Source organism: Oribacterium sp. WCC10, from assembly GCF_900113415.1.
In the GTDB taxonomy this organism is placed as follows: domain Bacteria; phylum Bacillota; class Clostridia; order Lachnospirales; family Lachnospiraceae; genus Oribacterium.
Genome location: NZ_FOPH01000005.1, coordinates 1 through 21,430, shown reverse-complemented (window position 1 = coordinate 21,430; position 21,430 = coordinate 1). Strand labels below are relative to the sequence as shown.

14 protein-coding genes and 1 pseudogene are annotated in these 21,430 nt (G+C 43.6%); 9 read left to right on the top strand and 6 right to left on the bottom strand.

The features are described 5' to 3' along the window. Positions 1–114: 114 nt before the first annotated feature. Both pheS and pheT read left to right on the top strand, forming a co-directional pair. Positions 115–1,065, top strand: a pseudogene (pheS, locus tag BM294_RS04905) (phenylalanine--tRNA ligase subunit alpha); the annotation flags it as partial. A gap of 25 nt (positions 1,066–1,090) precedes the next feature. Continuing rightward, the gene (pheT, locus tag BM294_RS04900) at positions 1,091–3,529 is read left to right on the top strand and encodes a phenylalanine--tRNA ligase subunit beta (protein ID WP_091205397.1); all 2,439 of its coding nucleotides are present in this window, start codon (positions 1,091–1,093) and stop codon (positions 3,527–3,529) included. A gap of 108 nt (positions 3,530–3,637) precedes the next feature. Here pheT and BM294_RS04895 read toward each other — a convergent pair whose 3' ends face one another. From BM294_RS04895 to murI, 6 genes are all read right to left on the bottom strand, one after another. Next, positions 3,638–4,063, bottom strand: coding sequence for a response regulator (locus BM294_RS04895; RefSeq protein ID WP_091205396.1), 426 nt, complete (start codon positions 4,061–4,063; stop codon positions 3,638–3,640). 37 nt (positions 4,064–4,100) lie between these two features. Beyond that, positions 4,101–7,385: a response regulator gene (locus BM294_RS04890; RefSeq protein WP_175494516.1), complete on the bottom strand. Its 3,285-nt coding sequence runs from the start codon at positions 7,383–7,385 to the stop codon at positions 4,101–4,103. A gap of 261 nt (positions 7,386–7,646) precedes the next feature. Then, positions 7,647–8,129: an SsrA-binding protein SmpB gene (gene smpB, locus BM294_RS04885; protein ID WP_091205672.1), complete on the bottom strand. Its 483-nt coding sequence runs from the start codon at positions 8,127–8,129 to the stop codon at positions 7,647–7,649. Positions 8,130–8,270: 141 nt separating this feature from the next. Next, entirely contained in the window at positions 8,271–10,436 is a 2,166-nt protein-coding gene (rnr, locus tag BM294_RS04880) for a ribonuclease R (RefSeq protein WP_175494514.1), read from the bottom strand. A 72-nt stretch (positions 10,437–10,508) separates the two neighbouring features. Then, complete coding sequence (gene secG / locus BM294_RS04875; RefSeq protein ID WP_091205394.1) at positions 10,509–10,736, bottom strand: preprotein translocase subunit SecG; 228 nt, start codon at positions 10,734–10,736, stop codon at positions 10,509–10,511. A 309-nt stretch (positions 10,737–11,045) separates the two neighbouring features. Next, positions 11,046–11,864: a glutamate racemase gene (murI, locus tag BM294_RS04870; protein WP_091205393.1), complete on the bottom strand. Its 819-nt coding sequence runs from the start codon at positions 11,862–11,864 to the stop codon at positions 11,046–11,048. A 354-nt stretch (positions 11,865–12,218) separates the two neighbouring features. Here murI and hprK point away from each other — a divergent pair, with 354 nt between their 5' ends. The 7 genes from hprK (at position 12,219) to pfkA (ending at position 21,033) form a co-directional block, all read left to right on the top strand. Then, a complete protein-coding gene (hprK, locus tag BM294_RS04865; RefSeq protein ID WP_091205392.1) occupies positions 12,219–13,160 on the top strand; it encodes an HPr(Ser) kinase/phosphatase in 942 nt (313 codons plus the stop codon). Positions 13,161–13,222: 62 nt separating this feature from the next. Continuing rightward, on the top strand, positions 13,223–14,155 hold the full coding sequence (gene murB / locus BM294_RS04860; RefSeq protein ID WP_091205391.1) for a UDP-N-acetylmuramate dehydrogenase: 933 nt from the start codon (positions 13,223–13,225) through the stop codon (positions 14,153–14,155). Next, a complete protein-coding gene (gene rapZ / locus BM294_RS04855; protein ID WP_091205390.1) occupies positions 14,140–15,003 on the top strand; it encodes an RNase adapter RapZ in 864 nt (287 codons plus the stop codon). Before murB ends, rapZ begins: the two co-directional genes overlap by 16 nt. 222 nt (positions 15,004–15,225) lie before the next feature. Further along, positions 15,226–15,924, top strand: coding sequence for a DNA-binding protein WhiA (whiA, locus tag BM294_RS04850; protein ID WP_091205389.1), 699 nt, complete (start codon positions 15,226–15,228; stop codon positions 15,922–15,924). 84 nt (positions 15,925–16,008) lie between these two features. Next, a complete protein-coding gene (locus BM294_RS04845; protein ID WP_091205388.1) occupies positions 16,009–16,269 on the top strand; it encodes an HPr family phosphocarrier protein in 261 nt (86 codons plus the stop codon). Between the two features lie 149 nt (positions 16,270–16,418). Continuing rightward, the gene (locus BM294_RS04840) at positions 16,419–19,901 is read left to right on the top strand and encodes a DNA polymerase III subunit alpha (protein ID WP_091205387.1); all 3,483 of its coding nucleotides are present in this window, start codon (positions 16,419–16,421) and stop codon (positions 19,899–19,901) included. 154 nt (positions 19,902–20,055) lie between these two features. Continuing rightward, a complete protein-coding gene (pfkA, locus tag BM294_RS04835; RefSeq protein ID WP_091205386.1) occupies positions 20,056–21,033 on the top strand; it encodes a 6-phosphofructokinase in 978 nt (325 codons plus the stop codon). Positions 21,034–21,430 lie beyond the last annotated feature (397 nt).

Here is a 21,430-nt window from a genome sequence, read left to right as displayed (position 1 = left end):
ATAAAAAGTGGCAAGTTCCCAATTATGTAGAAGGAGAATCAAATGGAAAACACAAAGTTGGAAGAGCTTAAAAAGCTTGCTTCGGATAGTATCCGTGAAGCACAGGATATCAATTCACTTAATGATATCCGCGTAAAGTTCCTCGGAAAGAAGGGTGAGATCACATCACTTCTTAAGTCAATGAAAGACTTAAGTCCTGAGGAGAAGCCTAAGTTCGGACAGATGGTCAATGCTATCCGTCAGGAAGTTGAGGAAGAACTTCAGAAGCATATGACAGCCCTTCAGGATAAGGCCAAGGAAATGAGAATGGCAGCAGAGAAGATCGATGTTACGCTTCCTGCAAAGAAGATGGTTTACGGACATGCACATCCAAATACAAGAGCTCTTGAGGAAGTTGAGAGAATCTTCGTAGGTATGGGTTATGAGGTTGTTGAAGGACCTGAAGTAGAGCTTGACGAGTACAACTTTGAGAAGCTCAATATCCCTGCAGGACATCCTGCAAGAGACGAGCAGGATACATTCTACATCAATGAGAATATCCTCCTTCGTACACAGACATCATCAGTTCAGGCGAGAGTTATGGAGAAGGGCAAGCTTCCTATCCGTATGATCTGCCCGGGCAGAGTTTTCCGTTCTGATGCAGTGGATGCTACACATTCTCCATCATTCCATCAGATTGAGGGTCTCGTTATCGATAAGCACGTTACATTTGCAGACCTTAAAGGAACTCTTGATACATTTGCAAAGGAACTTTTCGGACCGGATACAAAGACAAAGCTTCGTCCTCATCACTTCCCGTTCACAGAGCCGTCAGCAGAGGTTGATGTTTCCTGCTTCAAGTGCGGTGGCAAGGGCTGCCGTTTCTGTAAGGGCGAGGGATGGATTGAGATTCTTGGATGCGGTATGGTTCATCCTCACGTTCTTGAGATGTGCGGAATCGATCCTGAAGAGTATCAGGGCTTTGCCTTCGGTGTAGGTCTTGAGAGAATCGCACTTCTTAAGTATGAGATCGATGACATGCGTCTTCTTTATGAGAACGACACACGTTTCCTCAGCCAGTTCTGATTTTATTTAACAAGGGAGAATCAATATGAATACATCCATGAATTGGATCAGGGAATACGTTCCTGATCTTGACTGCACTCCTAAGGAGTGGACAGATGCAGTAACTCTCACCGGTACAAAGGTTGAGACCTGCAGCATTTTAAATAAAAATCTTGATAAGATAGTTACAGGTCAGATTAAGTCTATGGAGAAGCACCCTGACTCGGATCACCTCTGGATTTGCCAGGTTGATGTAGGAGAGGCTGAGAATGTTCAGATCGTAACAGGTGCCCAGAACATGAAGGTTGGAGATGTTGTGCCTGTAGTTCTTGACGGTGGTAAGGTTGCCGGTGGACATGACGGTGGAGAGATGCCTGAGGATGGAGTACCTATCAAGGCAGGAAAGCTTCGCGGTATCGAGTCTTTCGGTATGATGTGCTCTATCGAAGAGCTTGGTTCAAGCCGTGAATTCTATCCTGAGGCACCTGAAGAGGGTCTCTATATCTTCCCTGAGGGAACTCAAGTAGGACAGGATGCTCCTACACTTCTTGGATTCAATGATGCAATCCATGAGTATGAGATCACATCAAATCGTGTTGACTGTTACAGCGTTATCGGAATCGCAAGAGAAGGTGCTGCGACATTCAGGAAGGCTTTCCATATGCCTAAGGAAGAGAAGTCAGGAAACAACGAAGATATCCATGACTATCTTTCAGTTGAAGTTGTTGATACAGACCTTTGCCCACGTTACACAGCAAGAATGGTTAAGAATATAAAGATCGCTCCATCACCAAAGTGGATGCAGATCCGTCTTGCAAGCGCCGGCATTCGTCCTATCAACAATATCGTTGATATCACAAACTACGTTATGCTTGAGTATGGTCAGCCTATGCACAGCTATGATTACGACAAGATCAGAGGTCACAAGATCATCGTTAAGCGCGCAGCTGACGGAGATGTTTTTGAGACACTTGATCAGCAGGAGAGAAAGCTTGACCACACAGTTCTTACTATCTGCGATGCAGAGGGTGCTATCGGTCTTGCAGGTATCATGGGCGGACAGAATTCAAAGATAACCGATGATGTTAAGACCATGGTATTTGAGGCCGCTACATTTGATGGAACCAACATCAGACTCAGTGCACGTAAGGTAGGCGACAGAACAGATGCTTCCGCTTACTTCGAGAAGGGACTTGATCCAAACCTTGCCGAGTCAGCTATTAACCGTGCATGTGCTCTTATCGAAGAACTTCAGGCCGGTGAGGTTGTGGGAGGCATCATTGATGTTTACCCTGTAAAGCGTGAGCCATCAGTAGTCAAGTGCAAGGCTTCCGATATCAATGCTCTCATCGGATTCGATCTTACAGCACAGGAGATGAAGGAGTACCTTGAGCGTATCGAGCTTAAGACAGATATTGATGCTGACGGCGACAGCCTCACAGTTACAGCACCGACATTCCGTCAGGACATCCACCGTATGTGCGATGTAGCTGAAGAGATTGCAAGATTCTATGGATATGCCAATGTTCCTACCACACTTCCCGGTGGTTCGGATGTAGCAGGCCGCCTTGCTCCTGACCTTATGGTAAACGAAAGAGTAAGACATTATGCTCAGGCACTTGGTTATTCACAGGCTTATATGTACAGCTTTGAGTCACCAAAGGTTTATGATAAGCTTCTGTTCCCTGAGGATGCGGCAGAGAAGCAGCAGATCAGAATCTCCAATCCTCTCGGTGAGGACTTCTCTGTTATGAGAACCTCCAGCATGAACGGAATGCTTACATCTCTTTCTACAAACTATAACCGTAGAAACAAGGTGGCAAAGCTTTATGAGATGGCTAATGTCTATATACCTAAGGCTCTTCCTGTAACTGAGCTTCCTGATGAGAGAATGACACTTACTCTCGGTTCAATCGGAGAGGGTGACTTCTTTACAATGAAGGGTGATGTTGAGGATATACTTAACCAGCTTGGTATCACCGGACGTTTCCACTATGATGCAGAGGGCTGCACAAAGCCATTCCTTCACCCGGGACGTCGTGCCAATATCATTTACAACAAGAAGGTCATCGGTTTCCTTGGTGAGATCCATCCTACAGTTCTTGAGAACTATTCAATCGGTGACAGAGCTTACGTTGCGGTTCTTGACATGCCGGAGGTTTACCCTCTTGTTAATGATGACATCAAGTACACAGCTCTTGCAAAGTTCCCTTCAGTAAGCCGTGACTTCTCAATGCTTGTACCTCTTGATGTTACAGCAGGTCAGATCGAGGACATCCTTATCCAGAGAACAGGTAAGCTTTGTGAGAATGTTGAACTCTTTGACGTATATGTAGGAGCCCAGGTTCTTGCAGGATACAAGTCAATGGCATATAAGGTTACACTTCGTGCCCAGGATCATACTCTTACTGATGATGAGATCGGCGCAGTGGTTAAGAAGATTCTTAACGGTCTTGAGAGACTCGGAGTATCACTCAGAAGCTAAATAACATATCACTGTATCGGAATAAAAAAAGCAACTTCGTACTGCACAGATTCCCAAATTTAATCATTTGGGGTCTGTGCAATCGAAGTTGCTTTTAATTTATAGCACTTAAACAAAATCTGCATTCGGGCCATCATCGCCTAAAAGTGCTCTGGCCTGATCTTTGAAAAATTTATTGACAGTCTCGGTTATTTTCATGAGAGATGTGGACTTAAGTACATATCCTGCGGGTCCAAGCTTCAGGACTTCCATGACGCTTTCAGTGTCATTGGCACCCGTCAGGAAAATGACAGGAATGTCGCAGAGCTCAGGATCATCATGCATGGTATAGAAAACTTCCCGGCCTGATTTGACAGGCATCATATAATCTAGCAGTATAAGATCAGGTTTGTTTTTTTGGAGATAAGCCAGTGCCTGATCACCGTTTTTCGCCATAGCGATGCGATATTGCTGCATCATGGCGCCATGAAGCATCTTGAGGTACATGATATCATCATCAACCAGTAATATTAATTTTTTTTCATCTGTAGCCATATATACCTACCTGTTTATAAAATACAATGATTTGGCATCATAAGTCTGAAAGAAGACTTTGAACCTTATCCCAGTCAATATCTTCAAGTGCAGCTTTTACTTCCATGAGTGTAGACTTTATTTCTTTGGAAATAGACTGTGCTGCAAGAAAGTCCACAAGCTTTTCGCAGGAATCAAAGTCGAATTCATCTGCCTTTTGCTTAAGAACCTTAACGGCCTGAACCGTCTCTTCTCCATTAAGTTTATGGATTTCTCCTATACGTTCCATCGGGTCTTGCATCATATCCTTTGATTCTCCTTTAGATGATTTATTGCTATCTTTAGACGTTGTATTCTGGTTATTGTTCTCGGAATCAGAAGAATGCTTTATTAAAGGATTCTGTGAACCGACGGCCATATACTGTTTATATTGTGCAACCACAGGGTTTAATTTCTCCTGAATAGCACTGAGATTCATTGCGAAAATCGGTGCATGTTCAATGATGGTCTCGAAATCGTGGGCTTTTGCAGCCTTTTCAAGTATCTCCGCAAGCCTTCCGAGTTGTGTGGCACCTACGGCTTTTGCAGTACTCTTTACGGAATGCGATACAAGTATAAATCCGTTAATATCCTGTGTGTCTTTGCAATGCTTAAGAGTTGCAAGGTGGTTTGGTATACTTTCCACAAAGCTTACAAGGGCTTTCTGGTAGGTTACGATATCGCCACAGTAATTGAGACCCGATATGATATCCACACCTGAAGCCTGAACCATACCGGCGGCTTCGTCAATGGCTCTGCTTCCTCCCATGACAGAAAATCCGGGTGGATCGGAGTTGCCGGTATCTTCGTCCTCAACTATCTGAACTTTATCCTTTGGTAAATATTGTATCAGTTTTGCCTCTAAATGGGTAGGAGATATGGGTTTTGGAAGATAATCTATGAAGCCTTCTTCCAAATACATATTCCTGGCACCGTTTATGGCATTGGCAGTAAGTGCAATGACAGGAACATCATGCGTCCAGTCCGCATCAAGTTTTCTTATAGAGTGGAATGCTTTGATACCATCCACATCCGGCATAAGGTGATCCATGAAGATGAGATCATACTTGTTTTTGGTGCAAAGATCTATGGCTTCCTGACCTCCGGAGGCTTCAGTGATATTCAACTCCGTCTTTTTTAGAAGAGAGCGGAATACAAATCTGTTGACCTCCACATCATCTACAACAAGTACCCTGACATCAGGAGCCCGGAAAGACTCGTGATAATGTTTGACTGTAGAAATATTCAGATCAAAATCATCTTTATGTGAACGTATGGTATCCCACTGTAATACTTCTATTTTGACAGTGAAGTAAAAGTCAGAACCTTTTCCGTACTCCGATGTGAATTCAAGCTTGCTGTCTGCCATTTCAAGAAGTCTCTGAACTATCGAAAGACCGAGACCGCTTCCCTGAGTGGTACGGTGATTCTGTTCATCAAACCGTTCGAAATCCACGAAAAGACGTTTCTGGTCTTCCGGCTTTACACCTATACCTGTGTCAATGACATGAACAGTAAGGTTTTCATAGTTGTCATCTATCTTTTCGAAATCAAGTGAAAAGGTGACTTTGCCTTCATCTGTATACTTGCCGGCATTTGAGAGTATATTGCTGATGATCTGTTTCAGAACCTTCTCATCAAAATGAAGCATATATGGCATGTCTTCATTCAGTATCAGTTCAAACTTCAGATTCTTCTTTTCGCAATTTTGTCTTGTTATCTGAACAAGGTCGACAATCAGCTTCAAAAGGTCAAAAGCGGTAGGAATAAGAGGCATCTTTCCGGCTTCTATCTTTGAAAAGTCAAGGATATCATTAATGATTCCGAGAAGAAGTTCTCCTGAAGTTGCGATGCTTCCGGCATAACCGAGAATGTGCGGGTCTGTGGATTCTCTCAGAATCATCTCGTTCATACCCATGATGGCATTTATAGGAGTTCTGATCTCATGTGACATCCTTGAAAGGAACTCACTTTTCGCTTTGTTTGCCTGATCAGCCTTGATAGCCATTTCATTCAAATCGAAAGAGGTCTTTTCAAGATAGGACACAAGTCGCTCTGAAAGAGGAACGATACCATTTGGTCTAAGCTCCTGCCCGAGACGGTAACTGGTTCTCGTCATAGACTCGGTTATCGGTCCTTCACGCATACCGATGGATACTATGGAACCTGAGAGCATTCCGCCGAATCCGCGATATTTGTATATCTCACCTGCACCGTGGGCAAAGGTTGCCTGCGGCAGTATCCTTTTGAAGTCATCGGTTTCAATTGTGAAACGTTTTCCAAGGAGCATGTATCTGCTGACACAGATAAAAGAGGTTAATGCTTCAGGCACAAAATCCTGCATTCTGAGACTGAGCTTTTCGGCTTCCCGAAGTATTTCTCTCGGGTTTCCGTAGCCTATCTGCACCCTTTCTCCTTCATTTATATCTCCATAGTAGTAGAATTCACCGTTATCACCTGCCATAAACGGTATTCGCACCATAGGGATGCCGTTTCTTGCCAACAGAATAGGGAATTCTGTGATATTGGACAGATTATAAGTGTCAACATCTGCATCAAGATAATACTTGTACAGTTCAACAACCGGCGTATCATCCAGTTTCTCAAGGCAGGTATCACCTACTCTTAACTGGATATCCTTGTTTATGTGTGCCGTGAAGGTACGGCCCAGAGGTTTCCATCCGAGACAGGCATCTATCAGAATATTCAGTTCCTCTCCGTAAAATGCAACCACAGCCATACCGTATTTTACGGTCTCATCGGTAAATGAATATGGCAGAATGGTTTTCGAGAAATCGTCAAGATGTGCGCTGGCCAGACTTCCAAAAAACGGTATATCATCAAGTCCTGCTGAAATATCATCTATGATTCTGGATATTCCGATGGAGTGACCGACCGGATAAAGAGCAACAGCTTTGAGGTCACTGCTGCTTCTGAACAATGTGTTCAGCTCTCTGGTTCCGTCTTCCTCGGATATTGTCGTGAAATCATATATGAATGTTTCGGCATGAGATGAATGAAAGAACATAAAACTCATGATTGCGGCATAGTCATTGTTGATATCGGGAGTTCCGAACAGAGACATACCCGCAGTCTTTATACCGGGAAAGGAAGTATGCAGAATGACAAGCATTTCCTTCAGATCATCTTCATGTATTTTCGCTGTATAGATCTGGACATAAGCATCTTTGGTGTTGGTGAAAAATCCTCTTAAATCAGGATCCTCAACAACATTTTTTACTTCAGCCAGACTATGTACTACAAATGTCTTTTGATACATAACCCACCATTTATCTGCATCCATTAAAACCGTCACTACATCATATTTCATATCGGCAGATATTAATTAAGGGATAATAAAAATCCCCTTATGTTTTATACAAAAATATTTCGCATAAAACATAAGGGGATGTATACATTATAAAAACATGAAAACTGACGTAATCACAACGGGTAAAATCCGTTAACGGATGAATCCGGAATCAGGTCGATTGCAGCAAGGCTTCAACCAGGTATGACCATTCCAAAATGACAGACTGCAAATTATATGGACCGGGTAATAAGTTCAGACTCTCAGATTTGCGCCCTTAAAATCTCTTTCCAGTTCACGTTTCTGCTGCTTCTTTGCAAGATCGGCACGTTTATCATAAAGCTTCTTGCCACGACAAAGGCCGATTTCTACCTTGACGAGAGACTTTCTGAAGTAAACACGAAGAGGAACGAGAGCATAGCCCTGCTCCTTGAGACGTCCCAGGATCTTGTTTATCTCGGACTTGTGCATGAGGAGTTTACGGTCTCTCAATGGATCCTTGTTGAAGATATTGCCCTTCTCGTAAGGATTGACATGCATGCCCTGTATATAGACTTCGCCGTTTCTGATGCCGCAGTAGGCTTCCTTGATGGAGCATTGGCCGAGCCGCAGTGACTTGACTTCAGTTCCGGCAAGCTCGATTCCGCACTCAAAGGTCTCATCTACAAAATAATCATGATATGCTTTTTTGTTGTTGGCAATCAGCTTTGTGCCTTCTTCTTTTCCGTAATTTGCCATATAAGTCCTCCCGTAATCTCCCGGAAGATAAACTTCCGGAGAAACACTGATCATATGATACAGCGAAAAGTGTGTCTGCTGTATAGCCTAAGTAGGTGGATGATAATTAGACATCCACTTCGTTGAATCAGTGCAAATGATTTATTCTTCGTTTTTTAACAGCTGAAAGTCTATAGTTCTGGTGAGTTTATCCGCGCCGATGGCTCTGACGCGTACTCTGTCACCGAGACGGTAAACCTTTCCTGTGCGTTCACCCACAAGCTCATATTTATCCTCGTGGAATACAAAGTAATCACTGTCTATGAATCTTAAGGATACCATACCTTCCACTGTATTTGGAAGCTCAACATAGATTCCGTAGTTTGTGAGCCCGGAAACAACTCCGTCAAACTCTTCATTGAGATGATGCTGCATCCACTCACACTCTTTAAGCTTATCAGTCTCTCGTTCTGCTTCATCAGCGCGCCTTTCAAGAGTGGAAGAGCGGTCAGCTACAACCGGAAGCAGCTTTTTATAATGCTCAAGACGCTTGTTTTTGAGTTCGCCCCTTAAGTCTTCCTTTATTATACGATGTATCTGAAGATCCGGATATCTTCGTATGGGAGAAGTAAAGTGGCAGTAATACTTGGCTGCAAGGCCGAAGTGACCGCTGCATTCTGTCGAGTATCTTGCCTGCTTCAGGGAACGAAGAGTCATGGTCTTGATGATAGGTTCTTCAGGAGAACCCTCTATGGACTCGAGAAGCTTCTGAACCTCCTTTGGTCTGATGCTTTCCTCGTCGCGCATTCTTATGAAATGACCGAAATTGGAAACAGCCATTCCGAGAGCCATGAACTTTTCGGGATCCGGCTTTTCGTGTACACGATATACAAACGGAACCTGCTGCCAGAAGAAATCTTCGGCTACAGTTTCGTTGGCCGCCAGCATGAAATCCTCAATAAGCATATGAGCTTCATTACGTATATAAGGAAGAATCTCAGTCACCTTGCCCTTTTCATCAAGAAGGATCCTGGTTTCAGGGAAGTCGAAATCGATTCCGCCGCGCTCATGACGACGCTTGCGGAGAAGTTTGGAAAGTTCATACATTCTCAACAGCAGATCTTTATATGGAAGATATGACTCTATGTCTTCGCCGTTTTTAAGTTCTTCCCCGGTGAGAATAGAATGAACACCGTTGTAGGTCATTCTCTTGTTTGAATGGATTACAGACTCACAGATCTCATGATCCACTATCTTGCCGTTTTTATCGATATCCATGATACAGGTAAGGGTCAGTCTGTCTTCGCCTTCATTGAGAGAGCAGATGCCGTTACAAAGAACTCTGGGAAGCATTGGGATGACTCTGTCTGTAAGGTAAACGGAAGTTCCTCTGTTGAGAGCCTCCTGATCGATGAGAGAGTGCTCTGTCACGTACTGTGTAACATCCGCAATATGAACATACAGTTTGTACATCTCATTTTTCTCGTCATACTGAAGAGAGATGGCATCATCCAGATCCTTTGCATCCTCACCGTCGATGGTGACTGTAGTGAGATCCCTGAAGTCGTGGTCTTTTCTCAAAGCAACTTCATTTTCGGGAACCGTATCGGGTACAGACTCCGCGGCCTTCATGATATCCTTCGGAAATGTTTCCGGCAGACCATAGGCTCTTACTATGGAAAGAATGTCAACGCCCGGGTCATTGATATGACCGAGGATCTCTTTGATAACACCTTCCGGCTTGTGCTTCTCGTCTCCGTAGTTAAGTATCTTCACTACAACCTTGTGACCGTTTACAGCCCTCATATCACGTCCCTGAGGGATGAAAATATCCTTAAGTATGCGCTGATTGTCAGGCTCAACAAAACCCACAGACTTGTTTTTTCTGTATATTCCGACGATTTCTTTGTTGGCATGCTCAAGTATCTGAGTGATATGTCCCTCCGAGCGGTGGTCGGAATCAGCATTTTTGGTGATGATGATTCTGACCTTGTCTCCGTCAAGTGCCTGACCGATGTAATCAGCGGGAATGAATATATCATCCTCGTCTTCATGTCCTTCGAGGCTTACAAATCCGAAGCCTCTCTGATTGGCTGTGAATGTACCGACATGAGTGAAATTTTCTGTGCGTCCGTACTTGCCTTTCTGTGAAATGCCGATCTTTCCTTCGGATACCAGTCTGTCAAGAACCTCCTGTAAAGCAGCTCTCTCGGCCTTTGGTATACCGATGAGATTGGCCATTTCCTTTGCTTTCATAGGCTGATAGATCTTGTCTTTAACGAGATCCACGATCAGCCTGGCTAGCTTATCCTTTTGATAATCCTCCATAAAAACTCCTAAAAAAAGAACCTGCATACTATATGTATGCAGGCTTATATAACGTCATCAACTAAATGTAAATCACCAGATAACATCAAGAAGAAGTGCTATAGCAAAAAATGCAACAGCAGCGAACTTGGTAAACTTCTCAAGTCCTCCCTCGATAGAACGTCCCTTGTTCTTTGACCAGTATGACTCAGCCATACCGGAAATGGCACCGAGACCTGCGCTCTTACCTTCCTGCATAAGAATAATAGCAGAAAGTGCTATACCGATGATACAAAATATAATAACAAGTGCGATTTTCATAAATCCTCACCACCTTATACATATGATAGATTCAAAATACCATGGTACTATAACACGCTTTATTGTAAACTTCAAGCTAAACTTTAAGGTGATATAAGTAAAGATACGAAAATGCAGGGCGGGCACCGGCTCACTCGAGTTGAAAGTATACCCGCGTGCCAACATGATCGTCCCTGCTGTACTGCGTACATCCGGCTCGTACATGTTGGCACGCGATGTTCCTTTCAACTCGAAAGCCTGATGCCCATTCTTTGCATTTCTGTATGTGTTATTGATCACATCATGCAATAATACTTATTTCTTTCATCATTAAGGTTCATATTTGAATGGGAGTTCCAAAAGTCTTTTTTCAAGAGCTGTGGGATTGTCTCCCTCCGCAGTAGAGTAGAGCTCGATCTTCCCGGGTTCAGTGCTGTCTGTGAGAAGACCGGCCTCTTTGAGACGGCGTTTTGTCTCACGGGAGGTTCCGTATGCACCATCGTAAAATGTAACTTCATAGCCTAAAGCTTCTTTTATCTTGCCGGTCACAAAAGGAAAATGTGTGCATCCAAGCACTACACTGTCAACAGGATTGCCCTCGCCGCCGTCTTCCTTACGTCTGAAAGGATTCAGAAGTTCCTTTAAATACTGAAGGAGTTCTTCGGAATCTTCTTTTCCCGACTCCACAAGAGGAACGATACCCGGAGCCGCAACAGGATAAATGTCTGCATTTTCCGAAAAACGGCCTATAAGATGATGCAGTCTTTCGCCATGAATCGTTGATTTGGTCGCCAGAACAAGCACTTTAGGATGTTCGGATTCGGATTTATCCACGGCCGGTTTTACGGCAGGCTCCATTGCCACGATTATGGTGTCGGGATATTTTTCTCTCAGAAATGTAGCTGCAGCCGAGGTTGCTGTATTGCATGCGATGACGATGGCCTTGGCGTCCTTTTTAAAAAGGAAACGGATATTATCATCACACATCTCTTTTATCCGTTCATCACTTTTTTCACCGTATGGAGCGTTGATGCTGTCTCCGAAAAAAACAAAGTTTTCATTGGGCATATCGTGCCTTAAGATACGAAGCACGGAAATCCCGCCGACGCCTGAATCGAAAACGCCGATGGGAGAGTTTTTTGAAATCATTACAAAATCTCCAAAATCAAAAAATAAAATGATGTAAGGATTCCTGCTCTATGCACACGAGAGTGTTGGCGCTAATCAGTGAGTGGCAGGTACTTTTGATACTTACATCATACGTGTGACAATGTCATATCACACGTCGGGTAAGAATAATCATAGAACCTTTCTTTTTGTAAATCAAGTTTGACCGGACATGTGGTTCGAGTGCAATGAGAAATATCCGGTTATTGGCGCAAGTGTCAAAGAGAAATTTTTATGGTTAAAGTTTGCGGCATTGTGAAACTTCATCAAGTTGATTTTTTCACCTTGTCAAAATATACTTATCTTAATTATGTTCGTTAAGAATGGAGGGTCATCATGACAAGTGTAGATAAAGTCAGCGTAAGTGAACTTATCAAGAGAGAAAAGCTCGTAAACCTTACTCCGGAGGTTTCAACAGACGATAAATTCATTAATATTCCTGATGTAAACCGTCCTGCATTACAGCTTGCAGGATTCTTTGATCAGTTTGATTCGGAGAGAGTTCAGCTCATAGGTAATGTTGAAAATGCCTATCTTATGACATTTGAGGCTCCCCAGCGTCGTGCCAAGTATGATGCCATAACAAAGTATCCAATCCCATGCATCATATACGCCAGAAACATTGAACCGGACAGCTGTATGATAGAGGCATGCCGTGCCGCAAAGATACCTCTTCTTCAGTCGGGAAGACCTACAACCGAGCTTGAGTCCGAGATCATCGGATGGTTGAAGGTGAAGATGGCACCTATGATTTCTGTACACGGTGTTCTTGTTGATGTTTACGGTGAAGGTGTTCTCATCATGGGAGACAGTGGTATCGGTAAGTCCGAAGCTGCCCTTGAGCTTATCAAACGCGGCCACAGACTGGTATCTGATGACGTTGTCGAGATCCGTAAAGTCAGTGATGAGACACTTGTAGGTTCTGCGCCTGATATAACTAAGCATTTTATCGAACTTCGAGGCATTGGCATCATAGATGTAATGCAGATGTTTGGTGTTGAGTGTGTTATGGATACACAGAATATAAACATGGTCATCAAGCTTGCCGAGTGGTCAAAGGACAAGGACTATGACAGACTCGGACTTAAGGATAATTACACAGAGTTTTTAGGAAACAAAGTTATATGCTATGATATACCGGTTCGTCCGGGCAGAAACATTGCCATCATCGTAGAGTGTGCGGCTGTAAACAACCGTGCAAAGAAGATGGGTTACAATGCTGCCCAGGTACTCTATGACAGAGTTACAGCGAATATGAAAGCCAATAATGAAGGATGATGTGCTTTTGAGGCAGATGCCTTGAAAACATATAAATCGCTTGCGATATAACTTGGAGGTATATGAAAGTATTAAAGAATGAACCGCTGAAGAAGCATACAAGCTTCAAGGTGGGGGGACCTGCAAAAGTTTATTCCATCCCGGAGGATGAGTATGAGCTCAGGAAACTTATTGAGTTTCTTCATGATGAAGACATTGCGTATCAGATCATAGGTAATGGAACAAATCTTCTGGTCAGCGACAGCGGTGTTGATTCGGTTGTTATAGAGATCGGAAAGTCACTGGACGGAATCGAACTTCTGGAAGATGCTGTATCAGGCAAAGAAAGCAAATTGAAATCATCTGAAGAAGCAGTTTCAGATGGTAAAATTTATCGCATTCGTGCGCTTGCCGGAACTTCTCTTGGGAAAACCGCACAGTTTGCAGCGAATCATAGTCTTGCGGGTATGGAAGCATTAAGAGGTATTCCGGGAACAGTAGGCGGCGCCGTAACCATGAACGCCGGTGCCTATGGCACAGAGATGAAGGATGTACTTGAAACTGTTGAAGTTCTGACAAGGGACGGAAAGCAGCTTACATTAAAAACGTCTGACCTGGAACTCGGATATCGCCACAGCATCGTTCCTGAGAAGGAATATGTGGTGGTGGCGGCAACATTTGCACTGAAAAAGGGCGATAAGAAGGCCATCGGGGAGCTGATGGCTGATTATCAGAACAGACGTAAGGAAAAACAGCCTATAGATAAGTATTCTGCCGGTTCCACCTTTAAGAGACCTGAGGGGCACTTCGCAGGAAAACTCATAGAGGACTGCGGACTGAGAGGCTATCGTCACGGAGGAGCGCAGGTCAGTGAGAAACACTGTGGATTCGTGATCAATGACGGAACCGCAAGGGCTTCGGATATCTACTGGATTATCGGAGAGATCCGTAAGAGAGTGCTTTTGGAACAGGGAGTTGAGCTTACTCCGGAGGTTAAGCTATGGGGAAACTTCTGATAATCACAGGCATGAGCGGCGCGGGGAAGACCATCGCACTTAAGTCACTGGAGGACATGGGATACTATTGTGTAGACAATCTGCCTATTCCTCTGGTAGACAAGTTTGCCGAACTCATAGCTGACGGTAATGGTCAGATATCGAAGGCGGCCCTCGGCATCGATGTTCGTTCCGGCGGAGATCTGCCTCTCCTTAAAGAGATATTTGACAATTGGGATATAAAAGGGAATGTCGATTATGAAGTTGTGTTCCTTGATGCTGCCGACGAAACACTCATAAAGCGATTCAAGGAAACAAGGCGTGCGCATCCTCTCAGTAAGGATGGAAGAGTCGAGACCGGAATAGAGGCTGAACGTCAGGAGATGTCGTGGCTTAAGGATAATGCAGACTGCATCATCGATACCACTCACCTTCTCACCAAAGAACTTCGCAGGCAGCTTGCAGATATTTTCGAAAAGCATTATCCTTATGAGAATCTGCAGGTGACTATACTTAGTTTCGGCTTTAAGTATGGGATACCTGAGGATGCGGATCTATTATTTGATGTGAGATTCCTTCCTAATCCTTATTATGTTACCGAACTCAGATCCCACACCGGACTTGAGCAGGATGTAAGGACATATGTTCAGAAGGACGGTACGGCTGATGAGTTCCTGACGAAACTTTTGGATATGGTGAATTTCCTTATACCTCATTACATCGAAGAGGGAAAAAACCAGCTCCTTATCGGCATAGGATGTACGGGTGGAAAGCATCGCTCTGTCACTATTGCAAGTCTTCTTTATGAAAAATTAAAGAAAACAGCAGACTACGGACTCCGCATAGACCATAGAGATATATATCATTGAGAGAAGGTTTAAGATTTTTAAGCATTATCAAGCATTATCCGGGTGAAACCTTATACAATTTTTCTTATGAACTTTATGAATAATTGTATATTTCTTCTATGCGGAAAAAATTTGCTTTCACTTAAAAATGCCGAATTCTCTCAATTATAGAAGATTTTGACCAAAAGGTCAGAGCTTTTATAGGAGTATTATAATACTTTTATATAATGCCCGGAGGATGTTATGGCTCAGGAATCAAAAAACAGGATTTCTTTTTCAGGCAGAGTAAAGGATGAGTTAAGGAAAAAAGACTTTACAGCTTATGAAAAAGTTATTAATATTGGAAACGTCGATTCTAAAGATTTTAAGACCCGTTCATTTATCAGGGGACGCTTTTTGAATTCCGGCTCAGTTACAGATCCAAAAAAGGATTATCATTTGGAGTTTGTATGTGATGATGCGGTTGATGCAGATCGTATTTCGGATGGACTTGGTTCATTCGGGCTGGAACCGAGGATCATGGATCGCAACGGACACCTGGTTGTATATCTTAAGGACGCAGCTCAGATATCCGATGTGCTCAATCTGATCGGTGCAGTTGATGGTCTGATGGAATTTGAAAATGTTCGTATACTTAAAGAAGTAAGCGAGAAGGTGAATCGTCGCGTTAATTGTGAAACTGCGAATCTTCAGCGCACGGTTTCTGCCGGTATCAGACAGGTTGCTGATATAGAGCTGATAGAAAGGGAATTGGGACTTCGGAAGATTGATCCCGGTTTGAGAGAGATCGCAGAGAAGCGGCTGGAAGACCCGAACGCATCGCTTACCGAACTGGCTGAACGTCTCAGTGAACCGATTGGAAAAAGCGGTGCCAATCATCGTATGAGGAAGTTGGCAAGTATTGCCGACGGTATACGTAAAAAGATCGCCGAGGGAGTATAAAAAGAAGTAAAGTTTTTTGTTAGTTAGCAATGTGAATCAGAGTTTTCATTGCAGACATCTAGCTGATCTTCATGGAGGACAAATATGAAGGACACAAATGTGGTAGTAAATTTACCAAAGAAAGCTGATGACCATCCGATTGCTATGCTTGTACAGATCGCAAGTAGATATGAGTCACGCATTTACATGGCTGAAGGCCCAAGAAAAGTGAATGCAAAGTCTATCATGGGTATGATGGCACTCGGTATCAACAACGGTCAGGAGATCAACATTTCCGCTGAAGGTACAGATGAAGATGCTGCAGTGGATGCTATCTCAGAGTATCTTCAGGGCGTAGCAGTTTGATTGATAACTATATATTTATACGAAGATGTAGGACAGTCGCTATGATGCGGTTGTCCTTTCTTTTTGACTATTTTAAAGAACGTATATTCTAATTTTTTATATAGTGTGATATAATCTACAGCATTAGATTTTTTAACCGGGAGTAACAGATGGCTTTTACACATTTACATGTTCATACATCATATAGTCTTTTGGATGGTGCGGGACGTATTCCCGAGATGATATCGAGATGCAGGGAGCTGGGTATGGATTCCATGGCTATCACAGATCATGGAGTCATGTACGGCGTTATAGACTTTTACAAAGAGGCCGTTAAACAGGGAATCAAGCCTATCATTGGCTGTGAGATATATCTAACTTCAGGATCCAGATTTGACCGAGAGATCACAAAAGGGGATGACAGATACTATCATCTGGTTCTTCTTGCCGAGAATGATACAGGATATGCGAATCTCATGAAGATAGTATCAGCAGGTTTTACAGACGGCTACTACTATAAGCCGCGAGTAGACTATGAAATCCTTGAAAGATATCATGAAGGTATCATAGCTCTTTCGGCGTGTCTCGCCGGGGAGGTTTCGAGAAATCTTGCCCGCAATATGTATGATGAGGCAAAGGCGGCAGCACTTCATTATCTTGGTATATTTGGCGAAGGCAACTTTTTCCTGGAACTTCAGGATCATGGCTATCCCGAACAGAGACGTGTCAATGCAGGAATCCTGCAGATTCACGAAGAAACCGGCATACCCATGGTGGCGACAAACGATATTCATTATACATTCAAAGCCGATGCAGAGGCGCATGACATATTGATTTGTCTCCAAACCGGAAAGAAGGTTTCTGATGAGAACCGTATGAAGTATCCGGGGGGACAGTTCTATATCAAGTCCGAAGATGAGATGAGAGCCATTTTCCCTTATGCCGAAGAGGCTCTGGACAATACTCACAGGATTGCAGAGCGATGCAATGTTGAGATTGAGTTCGGTCATTACCATCTGCCAAAGTATCAGGTGCCTGATGGATATACATCATTGAGCTATCTTACAGAGCTTTGCGAACAGGGACTCAAAGACCGTTACGGTTCGGAAGCAGACAAGTACAGGGATCGTCTCAAGTATGAGCTTGATACCATAACCTCCATGGGTTTCGTAGACTATTTCCTTATAGTGTGGGATTACATACATTTTGCAAAGACTCACGACATATCGGTAGGCCCGGGTCGAGGCTCTGCGGCAGGTTCCATTGTTGCCTACTCCATAGGCATCACCGACATAGATCCTATGAGATACAACCTGATCTTTGAGCGTTTCCTCAATCCTGAACGAGTTACCATGCCCGATGTGGACGTGGACTTCGAGTATGAACGCCGTCAGGAGGTTATAGATTACGTTACGGAAAAGTACGGGAAGGACAGCGTGACTCAGATCGTCACTTTCGGTACGCTTGCTGCCAAGGGTGTTATCAGGGACGTGGGGCGTGTTCTTGATGTTCCTTATGCAAAGTGTGATCTCATAGCGAAGCTGGTGCCCAATGAACTCAATATGACACTTGATAAGGCTCTGGAGTCCAATCCTGAGCTTCGAAAGATGTATGAGTCCGATGAGGAGACCCGACGCATCATATCCATGAGCAGAAGACTTGAGGGTCTTCCCAGACACAGCTCCATGCATGCGGCAGGAGTGGTTATCTCGGGACAGCCCGTGGTTAACTATGTGCCGCTCTCAAGGGGATCTGATGGTTCTCTGACTACTCAGTTTACCATGACGACCATAGAAGAGCTTGGACTTCTCAAGATGGATTTCCTTGGCTTGAGAACACTTACAGTTATAAAGGATGCAATCAGGTACGTGAATGAGTCCTACGGCACGAATCTCGATGTATACAATATGGATTACAATGATCCGAAGGTATATCAGATGATCTCGGCAGGAAAGTGCGAGGGCGTATTCCAGCTGGAATCTGCTGGCATGAAGAACTTCATGAAGGAACTTAAACCCGAAAACATTGAAGATATCATAGCCGGTGTGGCACTTTACAGACCGGGGCCTATGGATTTTATACCGAAGTATATCAAGGGTAAGAGACATCCGGAGCTTATAACCTATGACTGCCCGGAGATCAAACCCATACTTGAGAATACCTACGGCTGTATCGTTTATCAGGAACAGGTTATGCAGATAGTCCGTGATCTTGCGGGTTACTCTATGGGAAGATCTGATCTGGTTCGTCGTGCCATGAGTAAGAAGAAGACATCGGTCATGGAGAAGGAGCGCCAGAACTTCGTTTACGGAAACGAAGAGGAACATATCCCGGGGTGTATTGCAAATGGCATAGATGAAAAGACGGCAAACCATATATACGACGAGATGATTGATTTTGCGAAGTATGCATTCAACAAGTCTCATGCAGCGTGCTATGCAGTGGTGGCATATCAGACGGCATATCTGCGTTGTTATTATCCTGCGGAATTTTTTGCGGCGACTATGACATCTTTTATGGATAATATGGCAAAAACCGCCGAGTATATTGATGTGGTCAAGTCTTTCGGTATAAAGATACTTCCTCCTGATGTAAACGAGGCTGAAGTAGGTTTCTCTGTTAAAAACGGGGCTATAAGGTACGGACTCAGTGCTGTAAAGGGTGTGGGACGCACCGCAGCCATGCAGATCATCAGGGAACGACACCAGCATGGGCCGTTTAAGGATTTTGAGGATTTTGTCATCAGAGTATCGGAAAAGAACATTAACAGACGTGCCATAGAGTATTTTATACAGGCCGGCGGTACCGATGAGTTTCCAGGAAATCGAAGGGAAAAGATTGCAGTTCTTCCGATGATCATCGATAACAAAATGAAGGAAAAGGTCAATTCTATGGCTGGGCAAATGACACTGGCGGATCTGTTGGGTTCAGAAAGCGAGGAAGCCGATGAGTTTAAGATACGCTTGCCGAAACTCAGCGAGTTTCCTCAGGGAGAGCTTCTGCAGTTTGAGAAGGAGGCATTGGGATTCTATCTCAGCGGTCATCCTTTGGATGAGTACAGAGATGTTATAAAGGCCAATGTCACAGCAGGAAGTCATGATTTCAAGCGAGATCCCGAGACCGGAAGATCGAATCTCAGAGACCAGCAGCGTGTTACCATAGGCGGTATTGTTACGGATGTACGGACCAAGACTACGAAAACTCAGAAGCAGATGGCATTTATACAGATAGAGGATATGGTCGGGACAGTGGAAGTGATTGTGTTCCCCAATACCTATCAGCTAAAGAGACCGCTTCTTACGGTTGACAGAAAGATATTTATATACGGTCATGTCACTACCTCGGATGACGAAGACAGTAAGCTGATAGCTGACAATATCTATGCTTTCAGCGATGCACCAAAGGAATTGTGGCTGCAGTTTGATTCAAAGGAACATTACATTTCTTTACAACCCCGGATTGACCGTATATTATATGAACATCAGGGTGATGACGTTGTTGGCATCTATCTCAGGCAGGAAAAGGCTGTTAAGAGATTGAATCGTGACCAGGCGGTTCATATAGATGAGAATCTTCAGAACAAGCTGAACACTTTACTTGGTGAAAAAAATGTCAAAGTTACGTATAAAGTATTGAAAAAAGAACAAAACTAAACTATTATATAAACTCAGTTTGAAATATTATTTCAGCAGGTATCTCCTGTAGTAAACCTATTAAAAAGTTTAGTTGAGATGACGGATTTATCTCGGCTTAAAGACTTTCAGAGATGGCTATGAGAGAATTTTGACAAAATGTGGAGGAACTACTATGGCTGCAAAAGCTGTGAAGACAATTGGTGTTTTAACATCCGGCGGAGATGCACCGGGCATGAACGCCTGTGTTCGTTCTGTTGTAAGAACGGCGATTCATGAAGGACTTAAGGTTAAAGGTATCATGAGAGGTTATGCAGGTCTCCTTCAGGAAGAGATCGTAGATATGGATACAACCTCTGTATCAGACACTATCAGCCATGGAGGTACTATACTCTACACAGCAAGATGTAAGGAGTTTACAACCCCTGAAGGTCAGCAGCGTGGTGCGGAAATCTGCAGAAAACATGGCATCGACGGTATGGTTGTTGTAGGTGGAGACGGTTCATTCCGAGGCGCAGGTAAGCTTTCTGCACTGGGAATCAATACTATCGGAGTTCCGGGAACCATCGACCTTGATATAGCATGTACAGATTACACTATAGGTTTTGATACAGCTATAAATACAGCCATGGAAGCTATCGATAAGCTCAGAGATACTTCTACATCTCATGAGCGTTGTTCTATCATCGAAGTTATGGGAAGACGCGCCGGATATATCGCTCTTTGGTGCGGCGTTGCAAACGGAGCTGAGGAGATTCTTATCCCTGAGCGTTATGATGGCGACGAACAGTCTATCATCAACCGTATCATCGAGGCACGTAAGAGAGGAAAGAAGCATTACATCATCATCAATGCTGAGGGTATCGGGCACAGCACATCTATGGCTAAGCGCATTGAGGCAGCTACAGGTATCGAGACAAGAGCTACTATCCTTGGACATATCCAGCGTGGTGGTTCACCAACCTGTAAGGATCGTTACTATGCATCTATGATGGGCGCCAAGGCAGCAGAGCTCCTTCGTGACGGTAAGTCAAACAGAGTCGTAGCTTACAAGAATGGTGAGTTTGTTGATTTCGATATTCAGGAGGCTCTCCAGATGAAGAAGGATATACCTGAGGAGCAGTTCAGAATTGCAAATCTGCTTGTAAGATAATTGGTGATTCCTGTGATTTACTGATATCTTTTCGGAATTTAGCAACAGTACTGGATACAGTTCCGGTTCAGGGATATCGGAGCATATATTCAGTCAGGATGATCGGATGAAAATATCATATAGTATTTTTAGAAGTGATCTCTTTTTGAGGGGTCACTTTTTGTATTCATAAAAGAATTTCATTTAATTTTAACTGTTTATACTGTGTGCTCAGGAAGTAGGGATGTGTTGTATCTTGAGTAGTGGACGCTATAACAATGAGAAGATAATAAGGAGATGATGAGAAGATAATAGGGAGACAATGAGGTGACAAACTATTAGTAGTCAATAGGTTTTAAACAAAATTTTGAAATTATTGGTTTGAGGGTAACTTTAATAAACCATCTGAATACACCGT

Excerpts from the sequence above, each read along its gene's own strand:
- pheT (WP_091205397.1), top strand. The coding sequence starts at position 1,091 with ATGAATACATCCATGAATTGGATCAGGGAATACGTTCCTGATCTTGAC.
- BM294_RS04895 (WP_091205396.1), bottom strand. The coding sequence starts at position 4,063 with ATGGCTACAGATGAAAAAAAATTAATATTACTGGTTGATGATGATATC.
- BM294_RS04890 (WP_175494516.1), bottom strand. The coding sequence starts at position 7,385 with ATGGATGCAGATAAATGGTGGGTTATGTATCAAAAGACATTTGTAGTA.
- smpB (WP_091205672.1), bottom strand. The coding sequence starts at position 8,129 with ATGGCAAATTACGGAAAAGAAGAAGGCACAAAGCTGATTGCCAACAAC.
- rnr (WP_175494514.1), bottom strand. The coding sequence starts at position 10,436 with ATGGAGGATTATCAAAAGGATAAGCTAGCCAGGCTGATCGTGGATCTC.
- secG (WP_091205394.1), bottom strand. The coding sequence starts at position 10,736 with ATGAAAATCGCACTTGTTATTATATTTTGTATCATCGGTATAGCACTT.
- murI (WP_091205393.1), bottom strand. The coding sequence starts at position 11,864 with ATGATTTCAAAAAACTCTCCCATCGGCGTTTTCGATTCAGGCGTCGGC.
- hprK (WP_091205392.1), top strand. The coding sequence starts at position 12,219 with ATGACAAGTGTAGATAAAGTCAGCGTAAGTGAACTTATCAAGAGAGAA.
- murB (WP_091205391.1), top strand. The coding sequence starts at position 13,223 with ATGAAAGTATTAAAGAATGAACCGCTGAAGAAGCATACAAGCTTCAAG.
- rapZ (WP_091205390.1), top strand. The coding sequence starts at position 14,140 with ATGGGGAAACTTCTGATAATCACAGGCATGAGCGGCGCGGGGAAGACC.
- whiA (WP_091205389.1), top strand. The coding sequence starts at position 15,226 with ATGGCTCAGGAATCAAAAAACAGGATTTCTTTTTCAGGCAGAGTAAAG.
- BM294_RS04845 (WP_091205388.1), top strand. The coding sequence starts at position 16,009 with ATGAAGGACACAAATGTGGTAGTAAATTTACCAAAGAAAGCTGATGAC.
- BM294_RS04840 (WP_091205387.1), top strand. The coding sequence starts at position 16,419 with ATGGCTTTTACACATTTACATGTTCATACATCATATAGTCTTTTGGAT.
- pfkA (WP_091205386.1), top strand. The coding sequence starts at position 20,056 with ATGGCTGCAAAAGCTGTGAAGACAATTGGTGTTTTAACATCCGGCGGA.